This is a genomic window from Paraflavitalea sp., assembly GCF_059502485.1.
Genome location: NZ_JCACET010000010.1, coordinates 695,930 through 714,811 on the forward strand (window position 1 = coordinate 695,930; position 18,882 = coordinate 714,811).

17 protein-coding genes are annotated in these 18,882 nt (G+C 46.9%); 5 read left to right on the top strand and 12 right to left on the bottom strand.

Annotated elements, in window-relative coordinates:
- Window positions 1–7: 7 nt before the first annotated feature.
- The 8 genes from AC5JBY_RS20080 to AC5JBY_RS20115 form a co-directional block, all read right to left on the bottom strand.
- Window positions 8–499, bottom strand: coding sequence for a sterol desaturase family protein (locus AC5JBY_RS20080; protein ID WP_495906434.1), 492 nt, complete (start codon window positions 497–499; stop codon window positions 8–10).
- Entirely contained in the window at window positions 496–1,332 is an 837-nt protein-coding gene (locus tag AC5JBY_RS20085; protein ID WP_495906435.1) for a phytoene/squalene synthase family protein, read from the bottom strand. The genes AC5JBY_RS20080 and AC5JBY_RS20085 overlap by 4 nt, the downstream gene beginning before the upstream one ends.
- Window positions 1,316–2,809, bottom strand: a complete 1,494-nt coding sequence (crtID, locus tag AC5JBY_RS20090) for a bifunctional phytoene desaturase/3,4-desaturase (RefSeq protein WP_495906436.1) — start codon at window positions 2,807–2,809, stop codon at window positions 1,316–1,318. The genes AC5JBY_RS20085 and crtID overlap by 17 nt, the downstream gene beginning before the upstream one ends.
- A gap of 42 nt (window positions 2,810–2,851) precedes the next feature.
- On the bottom strand, window positions 2,852–3,571 hold the full coding sequence (locus AC5JBY_RS20095; protein ID WP_495906437.1) for an SDR family NAD(P)-dependent oxidoreductase: 720 nt from the start codon (window positions 3,569–3,571) through the stop codon (window positions 2,852–2,854).
- A 16-nt stretch (window positions 3,572–3,587) separates the two neighbouring features.
- Complete coding sequence (locus AC5JBY_RS20100) at window positions 3,588–4,343, bottom strand: LytR/AlgR family response regulator transcription factor (protein WP_495906438.1); 756 nt, start codon at window positions 4,341–4,343, stop codon at window positions 3,588–3,590.
- A gap of 4 nt (window positions 4,344–4,347) precedes the next feature.
- Window positions 4,348–5,376, bottom strand: coding sequence for a sensor histidine kinase (locus AC5JBY_RS20105; protein ID WP_495906439.1), 1,029 nt, complete (start codon window positions 5,374–5,376; stop codon window positions 4,348–4,350).
- Between the two features lie 92 nt (window positions 5,377–5,468).
- On the bottom strand, window positions 5,469–6,440 hold the full coding sequence (locus tag AC5JBY_RS20110; protein ID WP_495906440.1) for a fasciclin domain-containing protein: 972 nt from the start codon (window positions 6,438–6,440) through the stop codon (window positions 5,469–5,471).
- A gap of 232 nt (window positions 6,441–6,672) precedes the next feature.
- The gene (locus AC5JBY_RS20115; RefSeq protein ID WP_495906441.1) at window positions 6,673–8,196 is read right to left on the bottom strand and encodes a cryptochrome/photolyase family protein; all 1,524 of its coding nucleotides are present in this window, start codon (window positions 8,194–8,196) and stop codon (window positions 6,673–6,675) included.
- Between the two features lie 108 nt (window positions 8,197–8,304).
- Between AC5JBY_RS20115 and folE the strand changes: the two genes are divergently transcribed.
- Together folE and AC5JBY_RS20125 are read left to right on the top strand one after the other, a co-directional pair.
- Window positions 8,305–9,018, top strand: a complete 714-nt coding sequence (gene folE / locus AC5JBY_RS20120; protein WP_495906442.1) for a GTP cyclohydrolase I FolE — start codon at window positions 8,305–8,307, stop codon at window positions 9,016–9,018.
- A gap of 13 nt (window positions 9,019–9,031) precedes the next feature.
- Window positions 9,032–9,910, top strand: a complete 879-nt coding sequence (locus AC5JBY_RS20125) for a MerR family transcriptional regulator (RefSeq protein WP_495906443.1) — start codon at window positions 9,032–9,034, stop codon at window positions 9,908–9,910.
- Between the two features lie 54 nt (window positions 9,911–9,964).
- On the opposite strand, the gene AC5JBY_RS20130 is transcribed toward AC5JBY_RS20125, so the two are convergent.
- Entirely contained in the window at window positions 9,965–10,366 is a 402-nt protein-coding gene (locus AC5JBY_RS20130) for a response regulator (RefSeq protein ID WP_495906444.1), read from the bottom strand.
- Window positions 10,367–10,724: 358 nt separating this feature from the next.
- Here AC5JBY_RS20130 and AC5JBY_RS20135 point away from each other — a divergent pair, with 358 nt between their 5' ends.
- Window positions 10,725–12,299 (top strand): PAS domain-containing sensor histidine kinase, encoded by a 1,575-nt coding sequence (locus tag AC5JBY_RS20135; RefSeq protein ID WP_495906445.1) that lies wholly within the window; start codon window positions 10,725–10,727, stop codon window positions 12,297–12,299.
- A 145-nt stretch (window positions 12,300–12,444) separates the two neighbouring features.
- Here AC5JBY_RS20135 and AC5JBY_RS20140 read toward each other — a convergent pair whose 3' ends face one another.
- Both AC5JBY_RS20140 and glgX read right to left on the bottom strand, forming a co-directional pair.
- Window positions 12,445–12,744, bottom strand: a complete 300-nt coding sequence (locus tag AC5JBY_RS20140) for a DUF892 family protein (RefSeq protein ID WP_495906446.1) — start codon at window positions 12,742–12,744, stop codon at window positions 12,445–12,447.
- Window positions 12,745–12,853: 109 nt separating this feature from the next.
- Window positions 12,854–15,004, bottom strand: coding sequence for a glycogen debranching protein GlgX (glgX, locus tag AC5JBY_RS20145; protein WP_495906447.1), 2,151 nt, complete (start codon window positions 15,002–15,004; stop codon window positions 12,854–12,856).
- A gap of 442 nt (window positions 15,005–15,446) precedes the next feature.
- On the opposite strand from glgX, the gene AC5JBY_RS20150 reads away from it, so the two are divergent.
- Together AC5JBY_RS20150 and AC5JBY_RS20155 are read left to right on the top strand one after the other, a co-directional pair.
- A complete protein-coding gene (locus AC5JBY_RS20150) occupies window positions 15,447–15,842 on the top strand; it encodes a response regulator (RefSeq protein ID WP_495906448.1) in 396 nt (131 codons plus the stop codon).
- An 18-nt stretch (window positions 15,843–15,860) separates the two neighbouring features.
- Window positions 15,861–18,305, top strand: a complete 2,445-nt coding sequence (locus AC5JBY_RS20155; RefSeq protein ID WP_495906449.1) for a PAS domain S-box protein — start codon at window positions 15,861–15,863, stop codon at window positions 18,303–18,305.
- On the opposite strand, the gene AC5JBY_RS20160 is transcribed toward AC5JBY_RS20155, so the two are convergent.
- Entirely contained in the window at window positions 18,275–18,721 is a 447-nt protein-coding gene (locus AC5JBY_RS20160) for a response regulator (protein ID WP_495906450.1), read from the bottom strand. The genes AC5JBY_RS20155 and AC5JBY_RS20160 overlap by 31 nt on opposite strands.
- Window positions 18,722–18,882 lie beyond the last annotated feature (161 nt).

Genomic DNA, 18,882 nt, shown 5'->3' on the forward strand with positions numbered 1-18,882 from the left:
AATGAAACTACAATTTGGACGTCTCTGAATCAGGAAAAGCACGAGGTTGTTTTCTTCTAAAATACATTTTGAAGAATTTAATGGGCACAAAGAGAAACCCGAAGCATTCTCCGTGTTCTTTCTTTACATGCTTATGATGCTGCTTGTGTGCCCTGCGGATGGCGAGGAGGTAGGGATTTTTGGTATTGCGTAAAAAGCTGACCCGCTGGTGGATGAAAATGTCATGTACAAAGAAATAGGCAAGGCCGTAAAGCAATATGCCGAGACCAATGTAAAAAAGGTAGTTAAAGCCTTGTTTTGCGCCTATGTAGAATAATACGATTGTAGGCAACGCAAAGATGACAAAGAACAGATCATTGCGTTCAAATTCTCCTCCGTGACTGTGGTCGTGGTGGTCTTTGTGGAGTGCCCAAAGAAAGCCATGCATGACGAATTTGTGGATGCACCAGGTTACTGCTTCCATCAATATAAATGTAGTAATGGTGATCAGTGCGTTCATAGGGCTGCTATTTTATACTGCACGTAACTGCTCATCATGAGGGATAATTTTTTGCTATTGGGTATTCTGATGCGCTCTTTCATAATGCACTGTGCCGGGGTTCGTTTGATCTTTTTAAATAAGGACAGGTAGTACTTGTAAGCGAGGTATACACCGAACTTTGAACAAGCAGGCAGTTTCTTAATTCCTATCAGGGCTTCTTCGAATTCGCTTTCTATGTCTTCTTCAATAGACATTTTGATACGATTGTCGAACACGCTCATTTCTATATTGGGGAAATAGGTACGACCAAGTATTTGGTAATCATCTTTGATATCCCGCAGGAAATTCACTTTCTGGAAAGCCGATCCTAACTTCATGGCGTAGGGCTTCAACATTTCATAAGTCTGTGCATCTCCCTCAACAAATACCCTCAAACACATGAGACCTACAACTTCTGCCGAGCCAAGGATGTACTCCTGGTAGCTTTCTGTATTGTACTCGATCGGCATAAGGTCCATTTGCATACTATGGAGGAACCTTTCAATCAGGCTTTTTTCGATTTTAAACTGGTTAACGGTTTCCTGAAAAGATTGGAGGACCGGATTGAGTGAAATGCCTTCATCGAGTGCCTGCCAGGTTTGTTCTTTTAATCTTTCCAGCAATAGCTGCTTGTTGTAACCGTGAAAACTATCCACGATTTCATCTGCAAGCCTTACATATCCATATATTGCATAAATGGCTGGCCTAATAGAGGTACTCAATGCCAATATTCCAAGAGAAAAGCTGGTGCTGTACTTTTGGGTAACGGCTTTGCTAACCTGCCTGGACAATTCATCAAATAGCGCTTTCAAACCGAAAACTTTTAAGGTTATTGACTTCTTTTGCAGCAATTTTTCCTGAAATGATCGATGGCGGAACGCCAGGTCCGGGAACTGTGAGTTGCCCGGCGTAAAAGAGATTCACGAGTTTTTTATTTCTGATGGCTGGTTTAAGAACAGCTGTTTGGGATAAAGTATTGGCAAGGCCGTAGGCATTGCCCTGCCAGGCATTGTAGTCTTTTATAAAATCGCGTACACAATAGCTCAGTTTATAGTCGATCTTTTCTATGAGGTCTTTTACGCCTGTAGCCTTCTCCATTCTGGTGATCATTTGCCGGAAGTATTGTTCGCGGACCGCATCCTGGTCTTCGAGCCCTGTGGCAAGTGGCATCAGGAGGAATACATTCTCATGGCCTACGGGCGCTACACCGGTGTCTGTTTTTGAAGGGCAGCAGGCGTAGAAGAGTGGTTGCAGTGGCCATCGTTTGTCTTTGTAGATATCATCGATGTGACCGTCGAGGTCATGTTCAAAGAACAGGGTATGGTGCTGGAGGTTGGGTATGCGCTCTTTGAAGCCGAGGTAATAGATGAGTGAGGACGGCGCGAAGGTCCTGGTTTGCCAATAGCTTTCATTGTAATTGCGGTTGGGTATATCCAACAGCGTTTCAGTATGGTGGTAGTCGGACGATGCGATGATGGCATCGAAATACAGTTCTTCTCCATTGACGATCAGGGAGCTGGCTTTACCGCCTTCCGCACAAATCTGTTCTACCGGCTGGTTGAAATGGAAGCGTACGCCCTGCTCCTCTCCTATTTTTTTCATTGCCAGCACCAACTCATAAAAGCCGCCCATTGGATAGGCGGTGCCCAAGGCATATCCCCCATAGTTCATAAGGCTATAGAGGGCAGGAATCTTCTGCGGAGCAGCGCCCAGGAATATTACCGGAAACTCCATCAGGGCTACCAGTTGGGGATGGGTAAAGTATTTCTTTACATAGCTGCGAAAATTTGACAGCAGGTCTAATTTGAATGCGCTGGCGGCTATTTTGGGCGTAACGAATTCCCACCAGGAGTGGCAGGGCTTGTGTACGAATTGCTGCATGCCCACTTCGTATTTATAGCGGGCTGCTTTCATGAATGCGTCGAGCTTTGTTCCCGCGCCGGGCTCTGTTTGTTCGAAGAGCTTTTTCAGTTCGAGGTAGTCTTTGGGGATGGTTAGTTTGCCATCGGCAAATATCATTTCAAACTGGGGGTCGAGCTGTACTAATTTGTAAAAGTCTTTTGTCTGATATCCAAAATCCTTAAAGAAGTCTTCAATGATATCGGGCATCCAATACCAGCTTGGCCCCATGTCGAAGATATATCCGTTGTTTGTTTTAAACTGCCTGGCGCGGCCGCCGGGCGTACTGTTCTTTTCAAACACGTGTACTTCATTGCCTGCCTTAGCCGCATATGCTGCAGCTGATAATCCAGATAGCCCTGCTCCTATTATTGCTATTTTTCTCTTCATTTTATTTTATTGTTCCCTACGCTGCGTTTTATGTATGCCGGTTTACCAAGGTATTGGTTGTCCATCCCGGAAAAAGCCTCCGCTTGGCCCATCGGGACCAAGGGTAGCTGCCCATACGATCCCTTTTGCTCCTTCGCTCACCGGCCTTGCACCGAGTTGGGCCGTGCCGGGCCAGGTGGCCACAAAGCCAGGACACACGGCATTGATCTTGATGTTTGTTTCTTTCAGTTCTCCTGCCAGTTCTACCGTGAGCCCATTGAGGGCCAGCTTGGTGATGCTGTAAACCGGTACATTGGCAGGGTGATGGGGCATACCGAATACCGGATCGGAGAACGATCCTGCGCTGCTGCTCACATTGACGATGCGGCCTTGCGGGCTTTTCATCAACAAGGGCATGAATGTCTTTATGGTTCGCATGGCTCCCAGTACATTGGTGTTGAATGCCTCCTGCATGTAGCGTATTTCTGTGGACAAGAGCGCACCCTGTTGATCGAAATAGCCGGCAGCGTTGTTGATCAATACGTCGAGCCTGCCGTAAACTTTCCCGATCGTGTCTGCAACCAATTGCATGCCTGGCTCGCTGGTAATATCGAGGTCCATGGGCAGCAATGAGCTGTTCTCAGCCAGCTGCACCACTGTCTCGAGGTTACGGCTGGTAATGATGACTAAGTATCCCTGCTTTTCCAATTGCCGGGCGGTTTCGAGTCCCAACCCTGTTTCGCGGCTTACGCCAGTGACGAGGGCAATTTTATTTGTGTGCATAATGGGGTTGTTTATATTATGCTTCTGCCCATGCCCTGAACTCGGCTACACGTTCACGGCTAATGATAAATTCATCCTGTGATCCAGCGCCTTTTATCATGAGCTTGAGGCGGCTATTCAGGTGGGGCTTTATGTATTCAATGGCAGAGTATCGTACTATGTACCGGCGATTAAGCCGGAAGAACAACTGCGGGTTGAGCATCTGTTCCAGCTTTTCGAGTGTGTAATCGATCAGGAAGCGTACACCTTGCTTGTCGGTGAGGTAAACGATCTTATTATCTGCCTGGAAGAATGAGACATCTTCTGCATTCACAAACTGAAGCCTTTGCCCGATACGGCCCAGGAAACGGGTCTTATACCGATCTCCCACCACCTGCTGTACTCTTGGCAATACCTGCTGATAGTCTATATAGGTTGTGACGATCTGTTTGTATTTGTCGAACGCTTTGGCCAATGCTTCTGCGGTTACCGGTTTGAGGATATAATCGATGCTGAACAGCCGGAATGCCTCCATGGCGTACTGGTCGTAAGCGGTCGTGAATACGACAGGGCCTTTGTAGGCCACGCGGCGGAATATTTCGAAGCTGTGGCCATCGGACAACTGTATGTCGGACAAGATGAGGTCTGGCGCCGGGTTGTTTTCAAGCCAGGCAATCGTTTCTCCCACGCTTTCGGTATATTGTACGTCAGTGATAGCCGGGTCGTATTGCCCGATCATCAGGTGCAGGCGTTTGGCGGCCAGCAATTCGTCTTCTACAATGAGTACTTTCATATAGTCAATTTAATTGGAGCAAGGGCAATTGCACTTCAAATACTTCCTGCGTTGTGTGTATCTCTATTTGTCTGCCACATACCAGTTCATATCTTTTGGCGATGTTGTTGAGTCCAATCCTATTGGAGTGCTCAACGGAGCGCCGTGGCTGCCGGTTGTTGCGCACCGTGAGTGTTCCTGCGCCATTTGCCATCACTTCTATGTGCAGGGGGCTGCTGCGGGAGATGACATTGTGTTTGATGGCATTCTCTATTAGCATTTGCAGGGCTACGGGTATGATGTAACGGTTGTAATACTGCTCGGAAATGCCAATGTCCACTTTCAGTCCATCCGGATAGCGCTGTTGCAACAGGTAAACATAGGGCTTGATGAATGCCAGTTCTATTTCCAGCTCTACGAGTTCTTTATCCTGGCTGTTGAGTATGTAGCGATATACTTTTGAAAACTCTTCTATAAACCTGTTGGCCCGGGGGTTGTCTTTGATGACCATACCCGAGAGTACGTTCAGGTTATTGAATAGGAAATGAGGGTTGACCTGGCTTTTGATGGCCTGTAGCTGAGCCTGTGTGCTGACGCGTTTTAATTCTTCGGCTTCGGTGTATTTGATCCGGTATTCTTTGAAGAAGAACAGGATCGTGTTGAGAAGGTGGAAGAAGAGGTTGATAAGGCCTGCGTAGATCAGGTTCAACTTCAGGGGCATTTCATATTGTTCGAAGGAATAGGTGTATACGAGGGCTCCCATTGCATAAACTACCAGCGTGGCTACTGTGCAAGCTATTCCGATGCCTGCTATAAAAAATACTACGAGGTAAGGTATGCGTTTTTGCTGTGGGGGAAAGCGTTTCATTACTGCCTTTTCTATGAGGCGGTTGCCTTCCCAGGTAAGCCATGTGATCAATATAATGGTCAGCAGGGCGTGGTACCATGCCACCTGGATATTGAAGTAGCGGTACACTTCGCACAGAACGGTATTCATGTAGGCGTAGGCCGACAATAATACTATAAACAGGTACCTGTATGGATGTGTAAACATGCTGTCTTCCAATTGGTATTGTACAAAGGGGAGACAACTACCGTGTGGGTAGTTGCCTCCCTGGTTTTTAACTATAGGGATTATTCATTGTCTTAGGGCAACAAAACCCTGTCAATGACATGGATCACTCCATTGGTGGTGACAATGTCTGTTGCTACGATATTGGATGCGGACGGATTGCCATTTCCTTTTACTTTAGCTCCTCCACTCAGGGTTATTGTCACTTTGCCGCCACCTGCGGTGGTGGGCTGCGCTCCTTCGGTAAGGTCAGATGAAAATACGCGGGCTCCTACTACATGGTACAGAAGTATCGGTTTCAGCGTATTTGGATCTGCTGCCTGGATAGAAGCAATCGTCGGAAAGCCTGCATTGATAAATGCCTGGTTGGTGGGCGCAAATACAGTTAGCGGCCCTGCAGCTGTCAATGCATTGACAATATCAGTACCTGCGCGCTGTACGGCAGCTACGAGGTAGGTGAAATTGGGATTGGCGGCTGCTGTTTGTACGATGTTGCCTGATGGCGGCATCAATACGCGGTCTATAATGTGTATGACGCCATTGGTTGCACTAACATCTGCTTTCTTCACTTTCACGCCATTGATGAATACGCCTGCACTGTTGCGGGTGGCGAATGCCTGTTTGCCACCCAGTGTGGCGATGGCTGCATTGGGACCAGCGGGTACATCTGCTGCCATTACTTTAGAACCTAATACATGGTATTGCAGTACTGTTGTCAGTAATGCCACGCCATTGGCGTCGAGGGCATTGATCTTCGCTTCGGTATCCAGGTCGGGCGTACCGTCGCCATTGAGGTCTACCATTTTGAAGGCAGCATCATCGGGTGCAAACACGGTGAGATTAGCTGTTGTTGCCAACGTGTTGGCAAGTCCGGCTTTTACCACAGCTGCTTCCAGCAGTGTTAGCTGGGGATCGTTTACAACTGTTTCGGTGATGTTCCTTTGAACGGGTTTGTCGTCATCATCTTTGTCGCATCCTGTCATAGCCAATGTACCTGCCGATAGTGTTACCAATAAAAGTTTGCTGAATAAACGTGGAGATTTCATACATGTTTTTTTTAAGCGTGTTTTAACGGTGTATACCGTTGTTATTGTAGCTTAAACCTTGCCGACAGATCGTGTGCCGGAGTGAATCATCACAAATCGGGAGCGAACCGTCGATTGTGTTCATCGTTTATTTTTTGTCAGTAAATCCCTAAATAAAGAGCTGTCATTTTGTTTATCGTTGTCTACAGTTTGACAGGTATTGTGTAAAGCTGTCACCGTATCCCTGTCACTGTTATAGTTCTTCTATCTGTTCCTGATAAGTTGCTGCCTGCTGCAGCAGTGCTGCTTTTGCTGCGGGTTGCATCTTATCCCATGTTTTATATACCATGCCAATGCGTGGATTGTTTTCCAGCAAGGGACGGTGGCGATCAAAAAAATCCCAGTACAAGCTGTTGAACGGGCAGGCTTGTTTACCTGTTTTGAGTTTATAGTTGTAATGGCATTTGCTGCAGTAGTTGCTCATGCGGTGTATGTAGGCTGCCGATGATACATAGGGCTTGGTCCCCGTGATGCCACCATCTGCATACTGGCTCATGCCGCGTGTATTGGTGATCTCCACCCACTCTATGGCATCGATGTATATACCGAGGTACCAGGCATCTACTGCTGCAGGGTCTATTCCTGCGAGGAGTGCGAAGTTGCCCGTGATCATGAGGCGCTGTATGTGGTGTGCATAGGCATCTTCAAGGCTTTGCGTGATGCAATGGTGCAGGCAGTTCATGCGTGTTTGTCCGGTCCAATACCAGCCGGGCAGTGGATTGGCGTGGCTGAAAAAGTTCTTTTGGCTGAAGCCTGGCATGTGAGCCCAATAGAGGCCACGCATGTATTCACGCCATCCGAGTATTTGTCTTATGAAGCCTTCTACTGATGTAACCGGCGCTTTGCCTGTGCGATATGCCTGTTCTGCTTTTTGTATGACTTCCATCGGCGACAGCATTTTCGTGTTTAGCGCAAAGGAGAGCCTGCTATGGAAGAAATATCGTTGCTGTGTGTGCATGGCATCCTGGTATTTGCCAAAGGCAGGCAGGAGCTTTTGTATAAAATAGTCGAGGACGATCAAGGATTGCCGTCTGCCGGTGGGCCAGGGAAAATCGGCTGCCTTGTTTTCTCCAAAGCTTTTTATTCCTGCGTTTTCTATTTCCCGCCAAATGGTCCGGTAGTCGTGGCGCTGCTGCAATGCGGGTGGCACGGGTTGCTGTTCTTTCCAGGCAGCACGATTCTCTGTATCGAAATTCCAGCGGCCTTCTTCGGGCTGATCGCCTGCCATAAGGATACCATAGCGGCGACGCAGATCACGGTAAAAGGTTTCCATGAGGGGCTGCCGTTTGCCAAAGAAATCGGCCAGCTGTTCGCGCCTGCTTAAGAAATGTTCTGTATCGTAGACTTTATAATCAATGGCATTGTGCTTACACCATTGTAACAATTGTTGATCGAGCCTGTATTCATCGGGCAACTGGTATTCGAACTGTGTGGCGCCGCAAACGTTGATTACATAAGTTATGTTCTCTGCCAGGCTTTGCCGGTTTTCGGGATCGTTGATCTTGAAGTGGATGACGCGGTGGCCTTTGCGGCGCAGCCAGGTGGCAAAGTTGTACATGGCGGCAAAGAAAGCTATGAGTTTTTGCGCATGGTGCAATACATAGCCTGTCTCCTGCTTCATTTCCATGATCAGGTACGTGGTGTTGTCATCAACAGTCTTGTACCAGCTGTGCCGGTAATTGAGCTGATCACCCAGTATGAGCCGTACCTTTTTCATTTATATATATGTAAGGGTGAAATGATGAATTTTATTTTGTTCAACAAATTTAATGAAAAGTTGAACAAAATATCCGCTATCTTTATGTTGTTAATAAAAATTAATCTCATGCAAAATGGCAAAAAAGCGACCGGGCTTTGTGCGGTGAATGGATTTACATTAAACGAACTGGTACTGGAAATGGGCGACAATCATTTGTGCACATCGGATGATACGCCTTTGCGGCCCGATGCATTCGATATGAGCAGCGAAGAGAAGGTAAAGAAGATAGAAGGTTTATTCAGGCAGGTAATGGAAACGCTGGGGCTCGATCTGAATGATGACAGCTTGCGTGGCACGCCGCTGCGTGTGGCGAAGATGTATGTAGAAGAAACGTTCCGCGGCCTGGACCCAGAGCATAAGCCGGCTATCACTTTGTTTGACAACAAGTATCATTATAACCAGATGCTGGTGGAAAAGGATATTACTGTTTATAGTCATTGCGAGCATCACTTTGTACCTATATATGGCAAGGCGCATGTGGGGTATATTTCATCTGGTAAAGTGATCGGTCTTTCGAAGCTGAACCGGCTGGTGGACTATTATGCGCGTCGTCCGCAGGTGCAGGAGCGGCTGACCATGCAGATCGGGCATGCTTTGCAACAGGTGCTGGATACGGAGAATGTGGCGGTTGTGATCGATGCGAAGCATCTTTGTGTAGCTTCGCGGGGTATCCGGGATACGCATTCCGCCACAGTGACCTCTTTTTACGGGGGCAAGTTTGGCCATAGCGCTGTAAAAGAAGAGTTCCTGCGTTATGTGAGCATGACAACTGTTTATTAACTTTGTGGTGCGTATGAAGCTATATCATATATCCGAGCTGGAACAACTTTCGGGCATTAAAGCTCCGACGATCCGTGTGTGGGAACGGCGGTATAACCTCATCGAGCCGGGGCGGACGGATACCAATATCCGTATGTATGACGACCGGCAGGTGCGCAAGCTGTTGAACGTGGCTACTTTGTTGTCGAACGGGTATAAAATATCGAAGATCGCCGCACTGGACGAGGATGATATGCATGCCATGGTGCTGGGCTTGCAAGGCAATACGCATGAAGGGGATGACGTGGCTGTGGCTTATATCAATGACCTGGTGGTGGCCATGCTTGCTTTCGATGAGGTAAACTTTGAAAAAACTTATGCTGCGGCGGTAATGCGCTATGGCGTTTTCGATGCGATGTTACAAGTGTTTTACCCATTGATGGAAAAGATCGGCATCATGTGGTCTACAGATGACGCCATGCCGGTGCAGGAACATTTTGCGTCGGCAGTGGTACGCCGCAAGTTGATCGCCGCCACCGATTCACTGGTGCTCAAAAGGAAGCGCCGCAAGAAATTCCTGCTGATGCTGCCTCCCGGCGAATGGCATGAGATCGGTTTGCTTTTTGCCAATTATATTATCCGTTCCAAAGATATCGAGACGATCTATCTTGGCCAGAATGTGCCTTATGAGCAGGTGGCTGCCGTGCTGGGGAAAACGGATATCTCTCATGTGTTGTTGTTTTTCATTGCCCGTCCGGGAGAGGATAATCTACTTCACATCCGGAGTGCCATGGGGCTTGCCCGCGACTTCCCATTACTGGTTGCCGGCAGTACTGACGTTACCTCTTCATTGCATTATGATCCCGCTACTCATTTGTTGCAGTCTCCGCATGATCTATTGAAATACTTATAGGGCAGGTTTCTGGCCCCGCTTCTGCGTTACACTCTTCCGGGGTCGAATGACAGCTTAACTTTGCTGTACGCAGGCGTCAAATACCTTTTGGAGATTTGCTTTGAGCTCTTCAATGGAAATTCCTTTGGACAGTATTTCACACACACCGAGGTCTTTCAACATGCTTTCCATAAATGGATCGATGGTGGTGGAATGAACGAAAACCGGTAATTGTTGCTGCAGGGCCTGCTCTTTTCGTATTTGCAGAAACTCCACCCCATTCATGACGGGCATATTCAAATCGAGCAGAATGATATCTATGGCTATGGTTTTGTCGGCCAATAAGGACAACGCCTGTAATCCGTTGATCGCAAAAATTATTCTACAGTTCGTGTGAATGGTCGCAACGACCTGACTGATCAATTCATGATCATCCACGTCGTCGTCGACAACAAGCAGTGTGCAAGGTTTCATCATCGGCGCAAATGTAAGGTTGCGCTACGGGTTAAACTACAACTCAACATTTTAAGTGATTATAAACTGCTTAAATGCAGGATGACTAAGTAGATTTACTTAGTTGTGAAAGCAGTTTTTTGGCTTTCAGTAGGTGGCCAATGTTTAATCCTGGCATCATATTTATTAAACGTAGCTACTTCTTCTATAAATCTGTTTATAAACCCTGATTGTATGCCCACGATTACTCAAATATGTGTAAGTTGTAACCCTCCTCCTGTACTTACCTATTCGTTTCATTCGTAAGTGGGTATTCATTTCCACACCTTTCCTATGTAATTATAGCAACGCAGTATTACTCAACACAAATTGATCCAAATCTATGAGCAAGGTTCAGGTAGCCGATCTTTCGGCTTACTCCGTGATGGATGCGTCGCCAGAGTGCGTAAAAATTATCAATTCGCAAGGAACAGTAGAATATATTAATCGTGCCGGCCTGGATCTCATCGAGGTACCAACTGTTGACATTGTGGTTGGAGCATCCGTCTTTGACTTCATACCCCTTGAATACCAGGACAGCTGGAAAAGCAATCATGCGGTGGTTTGTTCCGGCAAACCGATGGTGTGGCAATATGAAGTAGTGGGACAAAAGGGCACGCGGCGGTACCTGGAAACTTATGCGACTCCGCTGGTGCTATCAACCGGTGAATGTGTACAGTTTGCCTTAACTAAAGATATTACGCAATATAAAATAGCCGAGCGATCGGCCAAAGAGAAGGAAGCCAAACTTGAGCTGATCAGTGAACAGCGGTTCAAAACGCTGGCCAATACGATCCCTAACATGGCGTGGATGGCGCATGCCAATGGCGATGTTTACTGGTATAATGACCGTTGGATGGAATATAGTGGGCTAACGATGGAGGAGATGACTGGCTGGGGTTGGTCGAAACTTCACCACCCCGACCATATCGACAGGTTGACGGAGTTTGTGAAAGAAGCCTGGCTTAAAAATGAGCCATTCGAAGTGACGCATCCGATGCGGGGGAAGGATGGCCTGTATAAATGGTTTCTGTCGCGGGCGACGCCCATCCTGGACAAACAGGGGAATATACTGGAATGGATAGGGACATTGACAGATATCGATGAGCAAAAGAATTCGGCTGAGCTGCTGGAACAACAAGTGAAAATAAGGACGAGCGAGCTTGATGAAAGCAATAAGTCACTGCAAAAGTCCAATGAGCAATTGGCTCAATTTGCCCATGTGGCCAGTCACGATCTGAAAGAACCCCTGCGCAAAGTTCGCCTTTACCTCAGCCGGATCAATGATGAATTAGGAACAAATGCTAATGATAATGTGCCTGCTTATCTGTCAAAGATAGAAGAAGCTACCTTGCGCATGACCAATTTAATTGAAGGTATTCTCAGGTTGTCGACTGTTAATAATGAAGAACACAGTAAGAGCCAAGTAAATCTCAATAAAACGTTGGAGGGCGTGCTTGCAGACCTCGAAATGGTAATTTTGCAGAAGCAGGCGATGGTGGTTATCAAGAATGAATTACCAACTATAGAGGGGTCTGCTACCCTATTTCATCAACTGTTGTATAACCTGATCGGGAATGCCCTTAAATTTTCGAAAAATGGCAATTCACCGGCTATCGAAATATCCTCTTCGGTTATGGAAATTGCAGAAGTTGATGAACAACATTTGCTGGCCGGCCATGCGTATATTCGTCTTTGCTTTAAAGATAATGGTATCGGTTTCGACCAAAAGTATGCCGACAAAATATTTGAAAATTATACCCGGCTTCACAAGACAAGTGAATATGAAGGCACCGGCCTGGGGCTTGCGTTATGCAAGCGAATCGTTGAACGTCATCATGGAAAAATAACTGCAGAAAGCCGTTTGGGCGAAGGCGCATTATTTACTGTAATGTTGCCTGTTGCGTTTGAATCATGAGCAATCCTGATGTATGAAGTTTTGCTTTTGAAGATGAGCCGCAATCGACTGTTGCTTTAATGCGGTAAAGGTCATGGATAAGGGGTACAGAAAAGAAAGAGGAGCCAGAGCGTACCCAAGCTCCCCTATGCTTACAACCTATAACCTATTCTTCGGTTTCTTCTTTTTGTTCTCCTTCTTCCTGTTCTGCTTGCCAATTAATATCGTTTTCTGCAATGGTCGTCAGGTCTACATCTGTTTGTTTCTCTTCGTCCAATGTCATGTTCAATATGTCTGCAATCTCTTCGTTGCCCATCGTAATGGCGAACTGTACCAAGCCACCATAAGTTGCGATCTCATAGTGTTCTACTTTCTGAGCCGCCATGATGATGCCTACATCCCTGGTCATGGAACCATTTTCTGTTTCTTCAATGATGGATTCTCCTTCTTTAACGAGGCCTTCCATTGAAACAGGCGGAGCCTTTGATGAATAATGAGACTTCGCTGCAACTGGAGGGCAACACAGTGGTGTTACTGCCGTGGCAGGCGTTGTTATTTGCTATTCGTTGAAGGGCTTATACACTTTTTGCCAGCATTCTTTTTTCGGTACTCATTAATAATATCATGGACCGGCCGGCGGCCATGATGGCTTCGCCGGAATGATAGCGTTTATTATCCTGCTTTATTACACCAACTGCGGTATCGATCAGTTTTTTCCAAAGTTGTCCGTATTGCTGACCGGGCAGTTTGAATGGCACTTCCTCATGGTGTGCATTGAAGATGCAGTAGAAGTTTTCCCGGGTCACCATTTCATCGAGGGGATCGTTGTTCTGGCTTTCCAGTTCCTGCAGGTATACGCCCAGGCTTTTTGCATAGCCTGTTTTCCAATGTTCTTCTTTCATGGATTCGCCTTCGGGGAGGAACCAGGCAATTTCTTCCATACCACCTCCTGTAAGCGGATGGCCGCGGAACCAGCGTTTGCGGCTGAAGGCCGGGTGTTGTTTGCGCAGCCGGATCAAATATCGAACAAATTGCATCAGGTTGGAATCGCCCTCCTGCCAATTGAGCCAGGATATTTCATTATCCTGGCAATAGGCGTTGTTGTTGCCTTGCTGTGTGCGTCCTAATTCATCTCCTGCCGAAATCATTGGAACGCCTTGTGATAATAATAAAGTCGCAAAGAAATTGCGTTGCTGCCTGCTACGTAGTTCATTGATGCCGGGATCGTCTGTTGGTCCTTCGGCGCCACAGTTCCAGGAACGATTCTCCTCATTGCCGTCTTTGTTATTGTCACCATTGGCTTCGTTGTGTTTTTCATTATAAGAAACGAGGTCGCGCAGGGTGAACCCATCGTGTGCCGTGATGAAGTTGATGCTGGAGGTAGGCTGGCGGTTGGTGTTTTCGTAGAGATCGGCGCTGCCGGCAAAGCGGGCGGCAAATTCACCGAGCTTACTATCGGCGCCGCGCCAGTAATCGCGCATGCAGTCGCGGTATTTGTCGTTCCATTCTGCCCATTCGGGCGGGAACTTGCCCAGCAGGTATCCTGTTTGGGTAATATCCCAAGGCTCAGCAATGAGTTTTACCTGGGAGATAACGGGGTCCTGGTGGATGATGTCGAAAAAGGCATTGAGCCTGTCAGCATCGCGCAGCTCGCGTACGAGTGCAGGGGCCAGATCGAACCGGAATCCATCGACGTGCATTTCGGTGATCCAGTAGCGCAGGCTGTCCATGATCAACCGCAGTACATTGGGGTTTCCGGCGTTGAATGTATTGCCTGTACCTGTGTAGTCATCGTAGTATCTTTTGTTTTCTTCTGTGAGCCGATAGTATGACAGGTTATCTGCTCCACGGAAAGATAGTGTAGGTCCATGGTGATTGCCCTCGGCCGTGTGGTTATAGACTACATCAAGGATGACTTCTATGCCCGCTTTGTGGAGTTGTTTGACCATCGTCTTGAACTCTTTTACTTGTTCTCCATTTACGCCACCGGATGAATAACGTACATCGGGTGCAAAGAAGCCAATGGTATTGTAACCCCAATAGTTGGTAAGGCCGCGCTCAATCAAATGCCTGTCTGCCACAAAATGATGGACGGGCATCAGCTCAACGGCCGTAACGCCTAATTGTTTAAGGTATTTAATGATTACCGGGTGTGCAAGGGCGGCATAGGTACCGCGGATCTCTTCCGGCAATTCAGGATGTAAATGGGTAAAGCCTTTTACATGCAACTCATAGATAACGGATTTGTGATAGGGTATGTTAAGTTGTTTATCCCTGCCCCAGTTGAATGATGCATCTATGACGACGGATTTGGGTATGTAGGGTGCGCTATCGGTTTCTGAAAGCTGCAGATCGCCATTCTCATGCCCTATTTCATATCCAAAGAGGTCGTTGTGCCAATTGAAGCTGCCGGCGATGGCGCGTGCGTATGGATCGATGAGGAGCTTGGCAGGATTGTGGCGATGGCCTTTTTCCGGATTGTATTCTCCATGTACGCGGAAACCGTATAATTGTCCAGCCTTAATGCCTTCGAGGTAAATATGCCAGACGCCATCGAAGCGATCGGGTATGCTGATACACACGGACTCTGCTTCGGCTTCTGCGGAATCGAACAAGCAAAGCTCGACCGCTGAAGCATTTGTTGCGTAAAATGTAAAGTTGGTCCCTGTTCCATCCCATGCTGCTCCTAACGGATACGGTTTACCCGGACGTGTAGTTATCTTCATATCGACCTTTTAGCTATGGATTACTGCATAAAAATCATACCTGTAAGTAGCGTAAAGTATAAAAGCGCAGCAGCATCACTGGTAGATCATTTCAAGGCATAAAAAGAGCCCCCGAAGACGGGGGCTCAACAATTTTCGGACGAGTTCTCTTAACCTGGTTTCATGGACATTGGATGCGGATCTGGATTTTAATTGCGATAGCAAGTATAGGCTGCACCGGATACGGATCTTAACGGGCCTTCAGGGATATTGGTAGTTCTTCAGGATATGGATGTTGCGAGCGCTATAACCAGTATCACTTTTCTAAAGCTACTTATTGGAGTATTAAAAAACAATAGGATATTTACGAATGCAATACGAAATTTCACTATCTGTGTACAAAATATTCCACAGAGGATTTTAAATGGTACTATTTTAGCTTTGCAAAGGTATACCAATAGCTATGGCCACACTTTCAACGGTAATGTACGTGGATGACGATGCAGAGGACCGGATGTTATTTGCCGACGCAGTGAAAGCAATCGATGGCGAATACCGGCTTCAAATGGCATCGGACGGCATGGATGCGCTGAGCGTGCTCAAGAACTCAGGCGCTACCCTCCCCTCTCTGCTTATCGTGGACCTCAACATGCCCGGCATGGGCGGCCTGGAACTGATTCGATCGCTAAAAACAGATACGCGTCTGGCCGATGTACCAACTGTTGTATTTACCACCTCCGGCAGCACTTCAGACCGCCAGGAATGTGCCCTGTATGGCGTGGATATGCATACCAAGCCTTTAACTTTCGGGGAACTGAAGCAAAGTGTTCAAAAGCTGTTGACCTATATAAAAAACTAAACGATTAAACCTTGCTACGTGGAAAATAATGGTACTTCCATTGATCGAACCAACATATTCGAAGTGCTGCTGGAAAGCGGCAAGGCAATTGCGTCGGAGATCGACCTTGAAAATCTTGTACAAAAGATCACTGACATTGCTACCGAGATCACCGGTGCTAAATTTGGCGCTTTTTTTTACAATGTGGTAAATAGTTCCGGCGAAAAGTATGTTCTTTATACTATCTCCGGTGTTCCGCGGGAAGCTTTTTCCAAATTCCCGATGCCCAGGAATACCAAAATATTCGATCCCACTTTTCAGGGCCACGGTACCGTGCGGTACGATGATGTAACCAGTCAACCTCATTATGGCCAAAGTGCCCCCTATCACGGGATGCCTAAAGGACACTTACCAGTCCGTTCTTACCTGGCTGCCCCCGTTGTTGCACCCGGTACCGGGGAAGTTATCGGCGGTTTATTTTTCGGGCATCCGGAAGTGGGCGTTTTTACTGAAAGAAGTGAGCGATTGCTGGAAGGTATTGCTGCGCAGGCGGCCATCGCTATGGGCAATGCGAAATTGTTTGAAGAAAAGAAGGTAGCAGAAGCCCGCCAAAAAGAGTTGTCCGAGCAGTATGAAAGTATTTTCCGGGCTGCTTCAGATTCTATTATCATCTACGACGAAAACGGATATATTCAAGAGGCTAATCCGGCGGCTTCCACCATACATGGATATAGCCATGAAGAATTATTGCGGATGCATGCCGGCATGCTCTTTAAGAACCCGGAAGACTTTACCGTGCTTAAAGAAATAGCGTTTTCGGGCCGACAGTATCAAGGTACCAACGAAAGAATAAAAAAGGACGGCACTGTTTTTACTGCTCATTTCTTAGGTTACCAATTTATCTATCGGGGAAAACCGCATGTATTATCCATGGTCAGGGAAAAAAGTTCCTTGCAAATGGAGGATGCCTTGAAGCGTAGTGAAGAATTTGCCCAGCTGATGACAACTGTTTCGCCTACAGCTCTTTGGATGACTGATGCAACCGGGCAAAACATTTATGTGAACCAAACCTGGCTGGATTGGATAGGTGGTACGCTGGCAGACCATACCGGAGACGGTTGGTTACAGGCCGTACACCCAGAGGACCGCAGCTTGGTTGTTGCGCGTTTTCAGGATACTTTTGAGAAGAGGAAAGTGTTTACCCAGGACTTCAGGATCATCCGCAGAACGGGCGAAGTACGCTGGTGTTCGACTTATGGAACCCCTTATTTTTCACCGGACAGCAGTTTTGGTGGATTTGCGGGTTCGTTAACAGATATTACGGAAAGAAAGCAGGCAGAAGAAGCCCTTGCCAGCCAAAACGCGCTTGTCAACACGATCACCAACAATACACAGCAGGCTATCTTCCTTTTAGATGAACGTCAGTATTGTACTTATATAAATCCAGCTGCCGAGGTGATGACTGGTTATAGCCTGGCGTCATTGCGTGAAAAACCGCTACATTACTATATACGACATACCTATCCGGATGGCAGGCATTTTCCGATAGAAGAATCGGATATCGACAGTGCTTTTGTTACTCAAAAGCAGATCAAGGGTGAAGGTGTATTTATCAGAAAAAACGGAGATTTCTTCCCTGTGGCATTTATTGCCAGTCCTATCACCAGGAATGGTATTGTGACAGGCACCTTACTGGAAAGCCGCGACATTACGGAGGAAAAGCGGTTGCAACAGGAAGTCCAAGTGCAGCAGGAGAAAGCTATGGCTTACCTGGAGGAAAAGGTAAAGGAGCGTACCGCTGAACTGGAGACTATGAATGATGAATTGCTGCAGTTTACTTCTATAGCCAGTCATGACCTCAAAGAACCGGTGCGTAAGGTATCCATTTTCAGCAGCCGGCTTAAAGAAATGGGTCTTGTGGATGACGCCGTCTTTAATCAGTATCTCGACAATATCATACATTCATCGCAACGAATCGTGCGGCTTATCGATGAACTGCTGGAATTTTCAAGGTTGTCGCATGCTGCTGTCAACACTTCGTCCGTTGATCTGAACGGTTGCATCCATCAAATTACCGATGACCTGGAACTGGCCATTGAAGAAAAGCAGGCAACCATCGAGGTAGAAAGGCTGCCGCATGTGCAGGGTGTTGCTCATCAGCTACAACAGGTATTCCAAAACCTGCTCCACAACTCCCTGAAGTTTTCCTTTCCCGGAAGACCTTTGCGTATTACTATTAAAGCTGAACGGGAGGAGGAACAGTTTGTAATTGTGTACGAAGACAATGGCATTGGTTTCCGGCCTGAATATGCGGATAAGATCTTCAAGGTTTTTGAAAGGCTGCATAGCAAGGAAAAATATGAGGGCACCGGTATTGGACTGGCCATCGTTAAAAAAATTATCGATATGCATCATGGATCGATCTCTGCCATTGGCAAGGAAGGTGAAGGTGCTCAATTCATCATCCGGCTACCTGCTTCGTAATCCGTTTTTATTGCACCGTTCAAGAAGATCTTTTGGAGGTGGGCGGCCAATTCGCCTATAGCTGTGCATTTAGGCAGGCAATAGCTTGCCCCGGACTGAAAAGCCATCTCTACTTCTTCCGGCGTGAGTAATGACGAATAAATAATTATAGGAATTTTACTGAAGGTTGTATGCTGACGTAATTGCTGCAGCCAGGTAATGCCGTCATCTGCCGGGAGTCGTACATCCAGAAAGATGACATCCGGCAGTTCCTGCTCTAATTGTTTCAACATCTGTACTCCATCCGTAACTTGTTTTATAGCAGCCTGTACACCTGCCTCTTTAATCGCCAGGTCGAATATGAGTAATTCGTCTTTGTCGTCATCTACCAACAAAATGTTGTGCACCGGCTGGAGCTGCCCCTGAACCATCGCCATAACCAATTTTACTTTTAATACGATTTTTATCAGAATAAGGTTGGTTGTCTGTAAGTTAATCCGAGTGTGTAAACTTGCTGTTTATGTTGAATTGTTTTTACTTTTTTAAAGTATCAAATTGAACATGTACAAGGTCGTCCAGCTTTTGCATTGGAGATGAT

Coding starts and splice junctions, on each gene's coding strand:
- crtID (WP_495906436.1), bottom strand. CDS start 2,809: ATGAAGAGAAAAATAGCAATAATAGGAGCAGGGCTATCTGGATTATCA.
- AC5JBY_RS20160 (WP_495906450.1), bottom strand. CDS start 18,721: ATGGCGATGGTTCAGGGGCAGCTCCAGCCGGTGCACAACATTTTGTTG.
- AC5JBY_RS20140 (WP_495906446.1), bottom strand. CDS start 12,744: ATGGAAGGCCTCGTTAAAGAAGGAGAATCCATCATTGAAGAAACAGAA.
- AC5JBY_RS20095 (WP_495906437.1), bottom strand. CDS start 3,571: ATGCACACAAATAAAATTGCCCTCGTCACTGGCGTAAGCCGCGAAACA.
- glgX (WP_495906447.1), bottom strand. CDS start 15,004: ATGAAGATAACTACACGTCCGGGTAAACCGTATCCGTTAGGAGCAGCA.
- AC5JBY_RS20135 (WP_495906445.1), top strand. CDS start 10,725: ATGAGCAAGGTTCAGGTAGCCGATCTTTCGGCTTACTCCGTGATGGAT.
- AC5JBY_RS20115 (WP_495906441.1), bottom strand. CDS start 8,196: ATGAAAAAGGTACGGCTCATACTGGGTGATCAGCTCAATTACCGGCAC.
- AC5JBY_RS20080 (WP_495906434.1), bottom strand. CDS start 499: ATGAACGCACTGATCACCATTACTACATTTATATTGATGGAAGCAGTA.
- AC5JBY_RS20125 (WP_495906443.1), top strand. CDS start 9,032: ATGAAGCTATATCATATATCCGAGCTGGAACAACTTTCGGGCATTAAA.
- AC5JBY_RS20105 (WP_495906439.1), bottom strand. CDS start 5,376: ATGTTTACACATCCATACAGGTACCTGTTTATAGTATTATTGTCGGCC.
- AC5JBY_RS20130 (WP_495906444.1), bottom strand. CDS start 10,366: ATGATGAAACCTTGCACACTGCTTGTTGTCGACGACGACGTGGATGAT.
- folE (WP_495906442.1), top strand. CDS start 8,305: ATGCAAAATGGCAAAAAAGCGACCGGGCTTTGTGCGGTGAATGGATTT.
- AC5JBY_RS20110 (WP_495906440.1), bottom strand. CDS start 6,440: ATGAAATCTCCACGTTTATTCAGCAAACTTTTATTGGTAACACTATCG.
- AC5JBY_RS20150 (WP_495906448.1), top strand. CDS start 15,447: ATGGCCACACTTTCAACGGTAATGTACGTGGATGACGATGCAGAGGAC.
- AC5JBY_RS20100 (WP_495906438.1), bottom strand. CDS start 4,343: ATGAAAGTACTCATTGTAGAAGACGAATTGCTGGCCGCCAAACGCCTG.